We start from the raw sequence: 15,450 nt of genomic DNA on the forward strand, positions 1-15,450 counted from the left end.
CGTGGGCGAGCCGGGTCGCCGCCCGGGATCACTCGGTGAGCGCCCGTACGACGGCATCGGCCATGAGGCGTCCGCGCCGGGTGAGGACGACGCGACCGCGGACGGCTTCGGGGCCCTCGATGAGACCGTCGGCGATGAGCGATGCGACGGCACGGCGCGAGTCGATCGCGAGCTCATCGACGGCGAGTCCGTCCACGATGCGCGATCGCAGCAGGACGGACTCGAGCCGCCGGGCCTCGGCATCCGGGCGCTCGCGGCCTGCGGCGGGAGACTCGCCCGCGGAGAGCCGCTGAGCATATGCCGCCGGGTGTTTCACGTTCCACCAGCGGAGGCCCGCGATGTGACTGTGCGCGCCCGGCCCGTAACCCCACCAGTCGGTTCCGCGCCAGTAGGCCAGGTTGTGACGCGAGCGCTGGTCGGTCGATCGTGCCCAGTTCGATACCTCGTACCAGGAGAAGCCGGCGGCGGCGAGACGCTCGTCGGCCAGCTCATACATGTCTGCCTGGAGGTCGTCGTCGGGCGCGGGTACCTCACCACGGCGGATCTGGCGCTCGAGGCGCGTGCCCTCCTCGATGATGAGCGCGTAGGCGGAGACGTGATCGGGCTCGAGCGCGACTGCGGTCTCGACGGAGCGCCGCCAATCGTCGAGGCTCTCCCCCGGCGCTCCATAGATCAGGTCGACCGAGACGTCGAGTCCCGCCACGCGCGCGGCGGCGACGGCGGTCGAGACGTTCGCGGGGTCGTGCGTCCGGTCGAGGGCCGCCAGCACGTGCGGTACGGCCGACTGCATGCCGATCGACAGGCGCGTCACGCCCGCCGCCGCCAGCTCGTCGGCGACCCGAGGGTTCATCGTGTCGGGGTTCGCCTCGACGGTGACCTCCGCGCCGGCGGCGATGCCGAACGTGTCCCGCACTCCGCTCAGCATCCGAGCGAGGTCTCCGGCCGGAAGCAACGTGGGAGTGCCGCCGCCGAAGAACACCGTCTGCGCCGAACGCCGGGGGCCGCGCTCGTCCATCACATCGGCCGAGAGGGCGATCTCGCGCAGCACCTCGTCGGCGTAGGCATCTTGCCGCGCGCCACGTAGCTCTGTGGCGGTGTAGGTGTTGAAGTCGCAGTAGCCGCACCGCACCCGGCAGAACGGAACGTGCAGGTACACCCCGAACGGGACGTCGGGGTCGATGACGAGGTCGTCCGGCAGCGTCCCGCCGACCGGCACCGGATCACCGTTCGGCAGTGCCGCGCCCATCAGGCCTCAGGCGTCGCGTACAGCGGCGAGATCGCGCGGAGGTATCCCTGGAACAGCATCCGGCGGCGGCGGCGGACGAGACTCTTGAGCATGCGGTAAGCCAATGCCGTCGGCCGATCGAACGCCCGCACGACGAACCAGACCTCATCGTTGTCGCGCCACTCGAGGAGGAAGGACTCCTCGCCGCTCACGACGGAACCGCCGACGGTCCCGAGAGCGAACGCGACCCGGCGGGGCTCCTCGTCGACGAAGATCACGCGGAGCTCCGCATCCGCATTCAGCCCCGACACACGCCCGTGCACCTGAAGCGTGGTGCCGGCTCCGACGTAGGGGGTGCCGTCCGCCGCGAAGCGCTGCTCGTGTTCCATGCTGCTGGGCGCGACGGCGTTTCCCTGGTCGTCGAACGCGACGCCGGTGTACATCGGTCCCGATGCGGGCCGAACATCCGCGACTCGCAAACCCGCCCCACGGAGCGCTGCCCACGACATGAGGAGGTCGGCGGCGGTGTCGAAGCGAGCCTGCCCGCTGCCGATCCGCCATGCGTCCTCCGCGGGGATGCTGTGTTCGGGCGGATACGCCATGAGGTCGTGCGCGCGTGTCGCGCCGACCGCCGCGTAGTCGACGGTCTCGTCCCGGAAGGTCCCGCGTCGCTGATGCATGGGTCTCCTCGTTGCTCCCCGTGGGGCTACTTCTTGTCCTTGCCTTCGACGTCGCCCGACAGCGCGGCGATGAACGCCTCCTGCGGCACCTCGACGCGACCCACCATCTTCATGCGCTTCTTGCCCTCTTTCTGCTTCTCGAGGAGCTTGCGCTTACGCGTGATGTCACCGCCGTAGCACTTGGCGAGGACGTCCTTGCGAATCGCGCGGATGTTCTCGCGGGCGATGATGCGTGCGCCGATGGCGGCCTGGATCGGCACTTCGAACTGCTGGCGCGGGATGAGCTTGCGCAGGCGCTCGGTCATCATCGTGCCGTAGGCGTAGGCCTTCTCGCGGTGGACGATCGAGCTGAACGCGTCGACCTTCTCACCCTGCAGGAGGATGTCGACCTTCACCAGGTCGGCGGTCTGCGACCCGGCGGGCTCGTAGTCGAGGCTCGCGTATCCCTGCGTGCGCGACTTGAGGTGGTCGAAGAAGTCGAAGACGATCTCGCCGAGCGGCATGTTGTAGCGCAGCTCGACGCGGTCCTCGCTCAGGTAGTCCATGCCGAGGAGAGTGCCGCGGCGCGACTGGCAGAGCTCCATGACCGTGCCCACGTAGTCCTTCGGGGCGAGGATGCCGACCTTCACGACCGGCTCGGACACCTCGGCGACGCGGCCGTCGGGGTACTCGCTGGGGTTGGTCACCACGACGGTCTCGCCGGTGTCGGTCGCGACCTCATAGGTCACCGACGGTGCCGTCGTGATGAGGTCGAGGCCGAACTCGCGCGACAGGCGCTCGGTGATGATCTCGAGGTGGAGCAGCCCGAGGAAGCCGCAGCGGAATCCGAATCCGAGCGCCACCGAGGTCTCCGGCTCGTACTGGAGCGACGCGTCCGACAGCTTGAGCTTGTCGAGAGCCTCGCGCAGGTCGCCGTAGTCGCTGCCGTCGATCGGGTAGATGCCGGAGAACACCATCGGCTTGGGGTCGGTGTATCCGGGCAGCGCCTCGGACGCCGGCTTGCGGTGGTTGGTGATCGTGTCGCCCACCTTGGACTGGCGGACGTCCTTCACACCCGTGATCAGGTAGCCGACCTCGCCGACACCGAGTCCCTTCGTGGGGATGGGCTCCGGGCTCGACACGCCGATCTCGAGCAGCTCGTGCGTCGCGCGCGTCGACATCATCTGGATGCGCTCGCGCGGTTCGAGCTTGCCGTCGACCATACGGACGTAGGTGACGACGCCGCGGTAGGCGTCGTAGACGGAGTCGAAGATCATCGCGCGCGCCGGTGCGTCGGGGTCGCCGACGGGGGCAGGGATGCGGTCGACGATGCGATCCAGCAGATCCTCGACGCCGATGCCGGTCTTGCCGCTGACACGGAGCACGTCTTCGGGGTCGCCGCCGATGAGATTCGCGAGCTCCGCGGCGTACTTCTCGGGGTCGGCCGCCGGAAGGTCGATCTTGTTGAGCACCGGGATGATCTGCAGGTCGTTCTCGAGCGCGAGGTAAAGGTTGGCGAGCGTCTGAGCCTCGATGCCCTGCGCGGCGTCGACGAGCAGGATGGCACCCTCGCACGCGGCGAGAGAGCGGCTGACCTCGTACGTGAAGTCGACGTGACCGGGCGTGTCGATCATGTTCAGCGCGAACGTGCCGGAGTCTTTCGACCACGGCATCCGGACCGCCTGGCTCTTGATCGTGATGCCGCGCTCGCGCTCGATGTCCATGCGGTCGAGGTACTGGGCGCGCATGTCGCGGTCGGCGACGACGCCGGTGATCTGCAGCATCCGGTCGGCCAGCGTCGACTTGCCGTGGTCGATGTGGGCGATGATGCAGAAGTTGCGGATGAGCTCGGGCGGCGTTGCGGCAGGCGCGAGCGGCTGGAGTGCGCGCGGAGACATGTCCCGGAGAGTCTACCCGGGGCCGCGCAACGGCACTGCCGCGAACCCTCGCGCGCGGGATGGTACGAGGCCGAAGGCCGGACACGCCAGCACTCAGCTGAGTGATAAACAATTAACCATTCCGCTACTTGCCGAACACGTCGATGACGTCGAATGCTCAGTGCGGCGGCCGGTGGTTGCGCGATATCCCCCGCGCCCGGTCCGCCCCCCCGGGAGAGCACCGTGATCACAGCAGACCCTGTCGCGCCCGCGCGACGCCCCTGGCACAGATGGGTGGCCTCCAGCGCCGCCGTCGCGATCGTGGCGGGAGGTGTGGGGTGGGCAGCGATGCCCGCGAGTGCCGCGGTCGGCGCTGACGCGCCCGTCGTGATCAACGAGATCTACGGCGGCGGTGGAAACAGCGGCGCACCCCTGAACCGCGACTTCATCGAGCTTCGCAACACCTCGGATGCCGCTGTCTCACTCGACGGCTGGAGCGTCCAGTACGCGTCGAGCACGGGAGCCAACTGGCAGGTGACTGCTCTCGCGGGTGCCACCATCGAACCCGGCGGGCACCTGCTGATCGGCCAGGCCATCGGCGGTAACGCCGCGCTGCCCGGCTTCACGGCCGACATCGAGGGCTCCATCCCGATGAGCGGCACGCAGGGCAAGGTCGCGCTCGTGAACTCGACGGCCGCGCTCAGCGGTGGATCGGGCCTCGCGCAGAACGACGCTGTCGTCGACTACGTCGGGTGGGGCAACGCGACCGACTTCGCAGGCTCCGGCGCGGCACCGGCGACGACCAACGCGACGAGCATCGCTCGGGACGACCAGGGCGCGAACACCGCCGACAACGGGGCCGACTTCACGGCCGGTGCACCGACGCCCCAGGGCGCAGCCGGGACGATCCCCGAGCAGCCGGGTGAGCCGGAGCAGCCGGGTGAGCCGGAGCAGCCGGGTGAGCCGGAGCAGCCCGGTGAGCCGGAGCAGCCCGCTGGGCCCGAGGTGGTCTCGATCAGCGAGATTCAGGGCACGGGCGCTCGTTCGCCCCTGGCAGGTCAGACCGTCACGACGGAAGGCGTCGTCACGGCGCACTATCCCACGGGCGGGTACAACGGCTACGTCATCCAGACAGGCGGCACCGGCGGTGCGATCGATTTCGCGACGCATCGGGCCTCCGACGCGATCTTCGTCTACTCCCCCGCTGCGGTCGGAGAGGTCACGCCCGGTAGCACGGTGCGCGTTACCGGTGTCGTGGGCGACTACTTCGGGCTGACGCAGCTCACCGTCGGCCCGGGAGGTGCGACGGCGATCGCCGACGCGGCCCCGGTGGTGCCGGCGACGGTGGCGTGGCCGACCGACGACGCGCACCGCCAAGCGCTCGAGTCGATGCTGGTTCAGCCGCAGGGCGACTTCGTCGTCGCCGACAACTACAACCTCAACCGATTCGGCGAGCTCGTGCTCGCCACGGGTGCCGAGCCGCTGCGCCAGCCCACGGATGTCGCTCGTCCCGGTTCCGCGGAAGCGGCGGCCGTCGCGGCGGACAACGCCGCACGCCGCGTGGTGCTCGACGACGGCTCGTCGACTAACCTCGCGGCAGCCGGTGCGACACCGCCCTACATCTCGACCAGCGAGCCCGTTCGCGTCGGCGCTCGGGTGACGTTCGACGCGCCGGTCGTCTTCGATTACCGCAACGACGCTTGGAAGCTGAGCCCCGTGCGGCACATCGTCGCCAGTGAGAACCGTGACGACGACATCACCGTCGAGAACACGCGCACCGCCGTTCCGGCGGAGGTCGGCGGGGACGTCTCGGTGGCGTCGTTCAATGTCCTGAACTACTTCACGACCCTCGGTGTCGAAGACAGCGCCTGCCAGGCCTACACCGATCGTGAGGGCAAGGGGACCAACGTCCGCGGGGGCTGCGATCAGCGCGGGGCGTGGGACGCGGCATCCTTCGAACGCCAGCAGGAGAAGATCCTCGCCGCGATCAACGCGCTCGATGCCTCCGTCGTCGGACTCATGGAGATCGAGGACTCGGCGCGGCTCGGTGAGCAGCCTGACGAGGCGACCGCTTCGCTCGTCGCCGCCCTGAACGCGGCGGCCGGCTCGGAGCGCTGGGCGTTCGTGCCGTCGTCGGACGAGCTGCCGGATGCCGCGGGGCGCGACGTCATCACGAACGCGATCATCTACCAGCCGAGCGCCGTCGAACGCGTCGGCGACGCTCGGGCTCTCGGAACCGAGTCCGACGCGGGCGAGGCCTTCCAGAACGCACGGGCTCCGATCGCGCAGGCCTTCGCCCCGGTCGACGGCGGCGAGCCGTTCCTCTTCGTCGTCAACCACTTCAAGTCGAAGGGCTCGGCGGGTCCCTGGGCGGGTGACGCCGACACGGGAGACGGCCAGGGAGCCTCGAACGAGTCGCGCGTGCGACAGGCGCGCTCGCTCGACGCGTGGGTCGATCGGATCCAGGGCGACGTGGACTCCGTCCTGCTGGCGGGAGACTTCAACTCCTACTCGCAGGAGGACCCGATGCAGGTGTTCTACGAGTCGGGATATGTCGACGCGGGGATCACGTTCGATCCGACGGACACCAGCTACGTGTTCCAGGAGCTTTCCGGCTCGCTCGACCACATCCTCATGAACGAGGCCGCGTGCGAGCGCGCCACGGGCGCCGACGTGTGGAACATCAATGCGGGCGAGTCCATCTTCCTGGAGTACAGCCGGTACAACTACTTCCCGGTGAACTTCCACGACGACGGCCCCTACCGTTCCTCCGACCACGACCCGGTCAAGGTCGGCCTCTCGGCGGAGGCCACGGCCCCGGTCGAGCCCATCGATCTGACGCTGCTCGGGATCAACGACTTCCACGGCCGCATCACCGGGGTCACGCCCGCCAAGCCCGCCGAGGGCAAGGTGGAGGCCCAGCCCGAGGTTCCGGGGACCGTCGGGTTCGCCGGAACCATCGAGGAGCTGCGCGCCGCTGCACCCGACGCTGTGCTGCTGTCGGCCGGTGACAACATCGGGGCTTCGCTCCCGGCGTCGTCACTCGCTCAGGACGAGCCGACGATCGACGTGCTGAACGCCCTTGATCTGCGGGCGAGCGCGGTGGGCAACCACGAGTTCGACCGCGGCTTCGCCGACCTGCGCGACCGCGTCATCCCGCGTGCGGACTTCTCGCACCTCGGGGCGAACGTCTACGCCGCCGGCACGACCGATCCCCAGTTCGACGAGTACGAGCTCATCGAGTCTCAGGGCCTCACGATCGGCGTCATCGGCGTCGTGACGGAGGAGACCGCGTCGCTGGTGAGCGGCGCGGGCATCGCCGGTCTCGAGTTCGGCGACCCCGTCGAAGCGGTCAACCGCGTCGCAGCCGACCTCACCGACGGCTCCGGCGACCAGGCCGATGTCATCGTCGCGCTCTACCACGAGGGTGCGGCCGACAGCGCCTCGGACGCGAGCCTCGACGAGGCCGTCGCCGACAGCGCGGTCTTCGCCCGCATCGTCAAGGAGACCTCCCCCGAGGTCGACGCCATCTACACCGGTCACACGCACAAGCTGTACGCGTGGTCGGCGCCGATCCCGGGAACGGACCGGACGCGACCGATCGTCCAGACCGGCTCGTACGGCGAGTTCGTCGGCAAGGTCATCCTCTCGGTCGATCCCACGAGCGGCGAGGTCGTCTCGCACTCACAGGAGAACGTCGGCCAGACCGAGACGCCCGCCGCCGACCTGATCGCGACCTACCCGCGCGTCGCCGAGGTCGACGAGATCGTCCGGCAGGCGCTCGCGGACTTCGCTGAGATCGGCAACACGCCGGTCGCGACGATCTCCGCCGATATCACCAGCGCGTACTCGGGCGGCTCGTATGTCGACGGCGCCTATGCCGGCGGCAAGCGCGACGACCGGGCGTCGGAGTCCTCGCTCGGAAACCTCGTCGCGGAGTCGATCCGCTCCAACCTGGCGAACTTGCCGAACGGCGCGCAGATCGGCGTGACGAACTCCGGCGGCCTTCGGGCCGACCTGTTCGACACGCAGGCCGAGTTCGGGGCCAACGCGGTCGCGGGCGTGCCGGACGGCACGATCACCTGGGGTCAGGCGTACGCCGTGCTGCCGTTCAACAACACGATGGCCCTCGTGACCCTCACGGGCGCCGACTTCGTGCGCGTCCTCGAGCAGCAGTGGCAGCGCGATAAGGACGGCAACGTGCCGTCGCGTCCGTACCTGCAGCTGGGCCTGTCCGACAATGTGACCTACACGTTCGACGACACCCGCCCGGAGGGCAGCCGGATCACCTCGGTCACGGTCGACGGGCAGCCGCTCGACCTCGACGCCGAGTACCGCATCGGCACGCTCTCGTTCCTCGCATCCGGGTCGGGAGACAACTTCCGCGCCTTCGCCGCGGGCACCGACTACGTCGATACCGGCTTCCTCGACCACGAGGCCTGGATCGAGTACCTCGGCGCGCAGCAGCCCGTCGCGCCGTCGTTCACGAAGCACGCCGTCCGCGTCCAGGGCGTCCCCGAGACCGCTGCCGCGGGCTCGACGCTCGAGCTGACCGTGTCGAACCTCGACATGACGAGCCTCGGAGCCCCCCAGAACGGTGCGGTGGATGTCTCGCTCGGCGGCGAGGTGATCGCGTCCGCACCGGTCGCGGGCGGAAGCACGGTCGTGTCGGTGCCGCTTCCGGCCGACCTCCCGGACGGCGCCGCCGAGCTCGTCCTGATGACGGATGCCACGGAGACGACGGTCACGATCCCGGTCCGGATCGGCGAGCCGAGCACCGAGCCGGGTACCGAACCGGGCACGGCGGCGTGGGCGCAGGTCCAGCTCTCCACCACCCGCGTCGAGCAGGGCGGGTTCATCGATGTGCGGGTCTCGGGCCTCGAGCCCGGCCAGCAGATCGGTGCGACCCTCTTCAGCGAGCCGATCGAGGTACGTGGCATCCCGGCCGCTGACGGCTCCGGCGTCACGTCATTCCGGGTGGCGATTCCCGCAGACTTCGCGGTGGGAGCCCACACGCTGCGGATCTCGACGGCCGGCGAGGAGCCGCTGGAGTTCGCGATCACCGTCGTGCGCTCGGGGCAGCTCGCGGTGACCGGCGCGGAGACGCCGCTCGGCGTTCTGCTCGCGGGAGCGATGCTCCTCGTCGCGGGCGGCGTCATCGCGGTGACGCGGCGACGAGGTGCCGTCTCGGAGCGATGATTTCGCGGGCACGCTGATGCGACGTGAGGGCGGCCGGGATCACCGGTCGCCCTCACTCGTTCATGTGCTCGCCGAGCTGCTCCCCCGCGCAGGGTTCGGGTCCGTAGGGTGGAAGCATGACCGCGCAGGTGGTGCTCGTGCACGGGATCCGGACCTCGGCCACGATGTGGCGCGCTCAGGTGGCCCACCTCCAGGATCGCGGCATCCCCGTCACGGCGCTCGACCTGCCCGGCCACGGCACTCGCATGGCCGAGACCTTCACCCTCGATGGTGCGTTCGCGACGATCGACGATGCGGTTCGGGATGCCGCTGAGCGCGGCCCCGTGTTGCTGGTGGGCCACTCGATGGGCGGGCTGCTGAGCACCGCTTACGTCGGCCGCGAGGAACGCCCGCCGGTGTCGGCGTTCATCGCCGCGTCCTGCACCGCGATCCCCCGTGGCTTCGGCCTCGCGGTGTACCGAGCGCTCGCCCTCGGGTTCGACCGCTTGCCCGGCCGTGGCCAGCGGATCACCGACTGGGTCCTCGACCGCACGCTTCCCGTCGAGACCCGGCCGGACTTCGGCGCCGGCGGATACGCCTACGACGCGCAGGACGTTGCGCTGGCGAGCCTGTCGGTGCTCGACCTGCTCGCGGCGATCCGACGGATCGATGTGCCGACCTGGTTCGTGAACGGTCAGTACGACCAGCTACGCGTCAATGAACGGCTGTTCGCGAAGCTCGCCCCCGAGGCGGAACTGATCGTCGTCCCCCGCACCAGCCACCTCGTCACGGCCATGCGTCCGCGCGTGTTCAACGCGGTCATCGACCTCGCCCTCACGACCCTCGCGAATACCGGCTCTCGCGACGCGACCTGATAGACTCTGAAGTCGGCTTGCCGTGTGGGTTCCTCCCTCACACGACCGCCGTGCGGCATCCCTCTACTGTCGCCCGGCACATCCACCGAAAACTCCGAACGAAAGATACGTCGAACGTGGCGAACATCAAGTCGCAGATCAAGCGCAACAAGACCAACGAGAAGGCGCGCGAGCGCAATAAGGCCGTCAAGAGCGCGCTGAAGACCGAGGTGCGTCGCACCCGCGAGGCCATCGCCGCCGGCGACAAGGCCGCTGCCGAGAAGGCGCTGGCCAAGGCCACGAAGAAGCTCGACAAGGCCGTGAGCAAGGGCGTCATCCACGAGAACCAGGCTGCGAACCGCAAGTCGGCTATCGCGAAGCAGGTCGCCGCTCTCTGAGCCGCCGCTGTCGAAGGCCCGTCCCCATGTGGGGCGGGCCTTTCGCTTTGCCGCTGAGCGATCAGGACCCGTAGGGTGACCGCGTCGCGATGACGGTGACAAGCCGCTCGACCGCGAAGACGGGGTCGCGCGAGGCGCCCTTCACCTCGGCATCCGCGCGGGCGGCCGCCTGGATCGCGGTCGCGAGGGCGGATTCCGTCCAGCCGACGAGATCGCGCTTGGCTCGGTCGACCTGCCAGTCCTTCATGCCGAGCCGGGCAGCGAGCGCGGCGGACGGCTCGCGCGTACCGACGACGCGGGCCATGGTGCGCAGCTTCGAGGCGATCGCAGCGACGAGCGGCACGGGGTCGGCCCCACTGGCCAGAGCGTGCCGCAGCGTGATGAGGGCCTCGCCGTAGCGGCCGGCGATCGCGGTGTCGGCGACGGCGAAGGCGGTCGTCTCGACCCGACCCCCGTAATACCGCTCGACGACCTGGTCGCCGATGTCACCGGGCACGTCCGAGATGAGCTGCTGACAGGCGGCCGCGAGCTCGGTCAGGTCGTCGGCGAAAGCGGAGACGAGGCTGCGCAGCGCCGACGGAGCGATCCGCTTGCCCGCAGCCTTGAACTCCCCCGCCGCGAAGTCGAAACGGTCGGAGTCGCGCTTGATCGCGGGAACTGAGATCTCGACCCCGCCCCCGATGCCCGAACGGATGGCCTCGAGCAGCTTCTTGCCCCGGACACTCGCACCCGTGTGCCGCAGGACGATCGTGGCGCCCTCCTGCGGATTCTCGAGATACGCGAGGGCCTCTGCGAGGAAGGCGTCGGAGCACTTCTCGACGCCCGCTACTCGCACGAGCCGAGGTTCGCCGAAGAGTGAGGGCGACGCCATCCCGAGAAGGGTGCCCTCGGCGTAGTCGTCGGCGCGGATGTCGGAGACCTCGAGGCTCGGGTCCTCGGCCTTCAGATAGTCGCGGAGTCCGGCGATGGCGCGCTCGGCGCACACCTCTTCGGGGCCTGCGACGAGCACGATGGGCGCCGGTTCCGGCGTACGCCACGACAGCTGCCGGATAGCCGACTTCGCGGCACCGCGGGCGGCAGGACGTCGGGGACTCGGCGGCATGCTCCCAGCCTAATCGCGACCACCGACCTCACCTGGCGCCACCCACAGGCAGGACACAAGCTTCCGAGCGGAGGAACTCTTGCGAAGTGACTGCGCAATGCGCGGTTCCACGATCATGGCTTGAGAGCCGGGGCCCATGAGGCATGATGGGGCGCGTGGTGAATAAGACTAATCCGGACCTGCGCATCGAGGAGTTCACCTCCCGAGCCGAGGAATCCCTCGCAGACTGGCAGGCTATCGACGCCGCGATCGTGGCGAATGGTGGGACGCTTCGCCTACGACGACGAGCGGCGACGGACTCCTTCATCTCGCTTGCGATCTCCTGGGAGTCGTTCATGTCGTCATGGTTCACCGCTGCCGTCAACCGCGAGCCGCGAAAGGCGATCAGATACCTGACCAATCAACTCTCGAGCTATGCGCAGAATGAGCTACGCATCCCTGCCAATATTCTGTCGAGCACACTGCTTACCTCCAGCCATGTGACGCATGCGGATGTGGTGAAGATCCTGGATAAGAACGGCCGCAACTTCGTCATGGCCGATTTCGCCGACTTCACGGAGAAGTCGAAGAGGTGGCTCTATCATCCATATGGCACACGGACTGCGACCATCAGTGAGGCCGAGTTTTCCACCGCTTACGCCGCGCGGATTCTCCGCAATCTGTTCGCGCACGAGTCCTCGTCCGCGGCGGCCGAAGCATGGAAGCTCGTGACGGAGTATGAGTCCCTTCTCCCCTCGCTGAAGGTGACTTAGCGCACCGAGAGGAAGTTCAGCATCACGAGCTGGCGCGGCTACATCCTGGAGTCCGTGGGAAAGAAGCCTCGGGTTCAGATTTTCCACGAAGAGCTTTCCTTGCTGGCCGGGAAGCTGCGAAGGTAATGCTCTGCGCCTCGCGCGGCTCCGAGATAGCCGCCTCGGCGTGGCTGCTTTCGGGCTATCCTGGCGCCACACCCGGATGCCGTCATCCGTCATGGTGAGCGCTGCCGCCCCGGTCTCGTCGGTGCGGACGATCTCGTGACCGAGCGACCGCAGGAGGGCGAGGGTTTCTTCGCGTGGATGGCCGTAGGAGTTCTCCCCCACCCCGATCAGCGCAACGCGCGCGCCGAGTCGGCGGTACAGCGACGCGGCTTGGTCGGCGCTGCCGTGGTGCGACACCTTCACGACGTCGTATGTCGACCGCAGCGAGGCGCCGAGGGCCAGCTGGGGCGTCTCCGAGAGATCGCCGAGGAGCAGCACGGCGGGAATCCCGCCTCCGCGGACATCGATCACTACGCTTGAATCGTTGCCGGGCGCGAACCCGCTCGCGCGACTGCGCGGCCACAGGACCTCCCACTCGGCGGCGCCCAGCACCCCCGCCAGCCCGGCGGAAGCTGTGCGAACCTCTGCCCCGGCAGCGGCGAGCCGCGCGAGCAGCTGCTCCTCCTGCGGCTCCGCGACCGGACCGTGAAGAACCGCACCGACGCGCCCCATGACCGCATCGCTGCCGCCGACATGGTCGAGGTCGAAGTGGGTGAGTACGAGGAGATCGATACGGCTGACCTCGAACCGGTCCAGGCACGCCGCGAGGGCCTCGGGATCGGGACCGGTGTCGACGAGAGCGACGGCGTCATTCGAGCGCACGAGGACCGCGTCGCCCTGGCCCACGTCACACAGCGCGATCGCCCAGTCCTCGGGTGTTCGCGCCCGGTCGAGCGGCCCCGTTACGAGGCCCGCGCCGACCGCCCCGCCCACTGCGAGGGCGACGAGCCCCGTCGAAATGCGACGAACCCGGCGAGGGGTGCCGGGCAGCATAGCCAGCAGCAGCGCGGTGCAGAGGACCGTCGCCAGCATGACGCCCGGCGCACCCGGGATCCATGCGATCGAGTTACCCGGGACGGCGTCGACCGCTTCCGCCGTGGCGGCGATCCAGGCACAGGGCACCCAGGCGATCGCGGCGAGACCGCTCGCCAACAGCGGCACCCCGGCGCTCAGGCATGCCGCGAGGCCGGCGATGGTCGCCAGCGGTGCCGCGGGCGCGGTCAGCGCGTTGGCGAGCACGGCGTACACGGGCAGTCGCGGATCGATCATCACCAGGATCGGGGTGCACGCGAGCTGGGCAGCGGCCGGTACTGCGATAGCGAGCGCGAGCGGGCGCGGCATGAAGCGCCGAAGCGAGTCGCTCACAGGTCCGGCGAACAGGATCAGGGCTCCGGTCGCCGCCGACGACAGAGCGAACCCGATACTGCCGGCGAGCCAGGGGTCGGCGATCAGACACGCGACGATTGCCAGGCACAGAACGGATGTTCCCGCACCCGCGCGCCCGAGCAGCGCTGCGAGCATCGCGATCCCGGCCATGGCAGCCGCGCGCACGACGCTCGGCTCGGGTGAGACGAGGATCACGAAGCCCGAGAGCGCCGCGAGCCCGATCGTGACGCGCCACGGGCGGCGCAGCCCCAGCATCCCGGCGCCGACGAACGCGATGCCGACGACGAGCGCGCAGTTCGCCCCGGAGACCGCGGTGAGATGCGAGAGCGAAGCGGTCTTCATCTGCGCATCGAGCTCGACAGTGACCGCGGATGTGTCGCCGACTGCGAGCCCTGCGACCAGGCCTGCGCCCGGCTGCGGCAGCGAAGCGGCCTGCGCGAGCAGCGTCGTGCGGAGGCTTGAAGCCAGGGCGAGGGGACCCCGCGGCCGGGACACCACCTCGGGCGGGCCGGCCGCCGTGATGACGAGGACCGGCCGCTCCCCCGGCCGGGCGGGCGCGGCGGAGCCGGTGAGCGAGACGGTGGCACCGAGGTCGAGCCCGACGGGACGCTCGGCCGTACGGACGACGACAGGCACCCGGGTCGCGGTGACGTCGCCGCCGATCCGCACACGGGTGGCGACAGCGTCGAAACGCCAGCCCGTCGCAGAGCTCAGGATCTTTCCCGTGACATCGGCTTCGATCGCCACCACTCGCCCGCCGGAGAGGGGCAATGCGAGGACCCGATCGCGGTCCGGCGCGCTCATCGCGATGTGTGAGACGGCCGCGGCGGCGAAAGCGAGAGTGACGGCGAAGATCGTGATCGGCGAACGTCGCGGGCGTGCGGCGCCGCGCGACCTGCGAAGGGAGATCGCCACGGCCACCAGCAATGCCGTCGCGACCGTCCACAGGACCGCCGCCACGATGACCGCGACCTCGGGATGGTGCGTCGCCACGAGTGCGACGACCCAGACACCGATCGCGACGGGGAGCAAGCGGAGGTCGCGACGGCGGATGCGGGCGCTCACACGCGGACCCGTTCCCGCAGTGCCTCCAGCATCTTCTCGCCGATCCCGGACACCGCCAGCAGGTCTTCGACGCTCGTGAAACGCCCGTTCTCCTCGCGCCAGGCGATGATCCGCTCGGCCAGCGCAGGACCGACGCGCGGAAGCGTGTCGAGCGCAGCGGCATCCGCGGTGTTCAGATCGACGAGGCCGTCCGTACCCGCCCCGCCGGACGCTCCACCGCCTGCCGATTCGGGCGGCGCTTGACCGGGCTCGGGGACGAAGAGCTGCTCGCCGTCGGTGACGGTGCGCGCGAGGTTCACTCCCGCCGGATCGGCCGTGTCGCTGAACCCGCCGGCCGCGGCCACAGCGTCGACCACGCGCGCGTCGGCGTCGAGGCGATACAGGCCGGGACTCACGACGGCGCCGTGGACGTGGACGTACACGGCGGCGGCGCCGGTGTCGCTGTGGGCCGGGGCCGCCGGCGTCACGACGGGGGTCACCACCGCCACGGGCGCCGCGAGAGAGCGGATCATGCCGATCGCGACAGTCACCGCCGCTGCGGCGAGAACGAGGACGACCAGTGCCCCGACACCCAGGCGGCGCCGGGCCGGAGCGGGGTCGGGAGCAGTCACGCCGTCAGGCTAGGCGGGACGCTCCCGACCGTTCGGCCGCGGGTCGTCGCTTCGGGAGATCATGGGCACCACCCTGTCTGGGGAGGGCCCGACGCGGTATCCGGCCGTCGTCGAGTAGCCGGCGCTGATCCCGGATCCGCACCTGCGGGTGGATCCGCCTCATGGGTGACCGGGACGCTCTTGTCCTCTGCGGTGCGCATGTCCCACGACCGCTTGCGCACGGCGTAGAAGATCAGCGGCGGTGCACCGAGGACGATGATCACCAGCCCGACGATCCAGGGATACAAGGCGGGTGAGA

General features: G+C 69.6%; 9 protein-coding genes. 3 read left to right on the forward strand and 6 right to left on the reverse strand.

The window, feature by feature from the left end; translation table 11 throughout:
* Nucleotides 1-28: 28 nt before the first annotated feature.
* Genes hemW through lepA form a run of 3 tightly spaced genes read right to left on the reverse strand, consistent with a single transcriptional unit; the run spans nucleotide 29 to nucleotide 3,782 of the window.
* On the reverse strand, nucleotides 29-1,246 hold the full coding sequence (hemW, locus tag ABIC53_RS04985; protein WP_354450617.1) for a radical SAM family heme chaperone HemW: 1,218 nt from the start codon (nucleotides 1,244-1,246) through the stop codon (nucleotides 29-31).
* Complete coding sequence (locus tag ABIC53_RS04990; RefSeq protein WP_112614744.1) at nucleotides 1,246-1,905, reverse strand: DUF1990 domain-containing protein; 660 nt, start codon at nucleotides 1,903-1,905, stop codon at nucleotides 1,246-1,248. Before ABIC53_RS04990 ends, hemW begins: the two co-directional genes overlap by 1 nt.
* A 26-nt stretch (nucleotides 1,906-1,931) precedes the next feature.
* Nucleotides 1,932-3,782: a translation elongation factor 4 gene (gene lepA / locus ABIC53_RS04995; RefSeq protein ID WP_354450619.1), complete on the reverse strand. Its 1,851-nt coding sequence runs from the start codon at nucleotides 3,780-3,782 to the stop codon at nucleotides 1,932-1,934.
* Between the two features lie 273 nt (nucleotides 3,783-4,055).
* On the opposite strand from lepA, the gene ABIC53_RS05000 reads away from it, so the two are divergent.
* From ABIC53_RS05000 to rpsT, 3 genes are all read left to right on the forward strand, one after another.
* The gene (locus ABIC53_RS05000; protein ID WP_354450621.1) at nucleotides 4,056-8,960 is read left to right on the forward strand and encodes an ExeM/NucH family extracellular endonuclease; all 4,905 of its coding nucleotides are present in this window, start codon (nucleotides 4,056-4,058) and stop codon (nucleotides 8,958-8,960) included.
* A 116-nt stretch (nucleotides 8,961-9,076) separates the two neighbouring features.
* A complete protein-coding gene (locus ABIC53_RS05005; RefSeq protein WP_282500967.1) occupies nucleotides 9,077-9,814 on the forward strand; it encodes an alpha/beta fold hydrolase in 738 nt (245 codons plus the stop codon).
* A gap of 116 nt (nucleotides 9,815-9,930) precedes the next feature.
* Nucleotides 9,931-10,191, forward strand: a complete 261-nt coding sequence (gene rpsT / locus ABIC53_RS05010) for a 30S ribosomal protein S20 (RefSeq protein WP_112614742.1) — start codon at nucleotides 9,931-9,933, stop codon at nucleotides 10,189-10,191.
* Nucleotides 10,192-10,252: 61 nt separating this feature from the next.
* On the opposite strand, the gene holA is transcribed toward rpsT, so the two are convergent.
* The 3 genes from holA to ABIC53_RS05025 all read right to left on the reverse strand — a co-directional run bounded on the left by holA (nucleotide 10,253) and on the right by ABIC53_RS05025 (nucleotide 15,152).
* Nucleotides 10,253-11,293 carry a DNA polymerase III subunit delta gene (holA, locus tag ABIC53_RS05015; protein ID WP_274177878.1) on the reverse strand — a complete coding sequence of 347 codons (1,041 nt, stop codon included), beginning with the start codon at nucleotides 11,291-11,293 and terminating at the stop codon, nucleotides 10,253-10,255.
* Between the two features lie 428 nt (nucleotides 11,294-11,721).
* Nucleotides 11,722-14,541 (reverse strand): ComEC/Rec2 family competence protein, encoded by a 2,820-nt coding sequence (locus ABIC53_RS05020; protein WP_354450624.1) that lies wholly within the window; start codon nucleotides 14,539-14,541, stop codon nucleotides 11,722-11,724.
* Nucleotides 14,538-15,152, reverse strand: coding sequence for a ComEA family DNA-binding protein (locus tag ABIC53_RS05025; protein WP_354450626.1), 615 nt, complete (start codon nucleotides 15,150-15,152; stop codon nucleotides 14,538-14,540). Before ABIC53_RS05025 ends, ABIC53_RS05020 begins: the two co-directional genes overlap by 4 nt.
* Between the last annotated feature and the right edge of the window lie 298 nt (nucleotides 15,153-15,450).

Origin of the sequence: Microbacterium sp. 1262, assembly GCF_040544895.1 — a bacterium.
In the GTDB taxonomy this organism is placed as follows: domain Bacteria; phylum Actinomycetota; class Actinomycetes; order Actinomycetales; family Microbacteriaceae; genus Microbacterium; species Microbacterium plantarum.

Bases quoted from the DNA above. Each gene is read 5' to 3' on its own strand.
- hemW (WP_354450617.1), bottom strand. From the start codon at position 1,246: ATGGGCGCGGCACTGCCGAACGGTGATCCGGTGCCGGTCGGCGGGACG.
- ABIC53_RS04990 (WP_112614744.1), bottom strand. From the start codon at position 1,905: ATGCATCAGCGACGCGGGACCTTCCGGGACGAGACCGTCGACTACGCG.
- lepA (WP_354450619.1), bottom strand. From the start codon at position 3,782: ATGTCTCCGCGCGCACTCCAGCCGCTCGCGCCTGCCGCAACGCCGCCC.
- ABIC53_RS05005 (WP_282500967.1), top strand. From the start codon at position 9,077: ATGACCGCGCAGGTGGTGCTCGTGCACGGGATCCGGACCTCGGCCACG.
- holA (WP_274177878.1), bottom strand. From the start codon at position 11,293: ATGCCGCCGAGTCCCCGACGTCCTGCCGCCCGCGGTGCCGCGAAGTCG.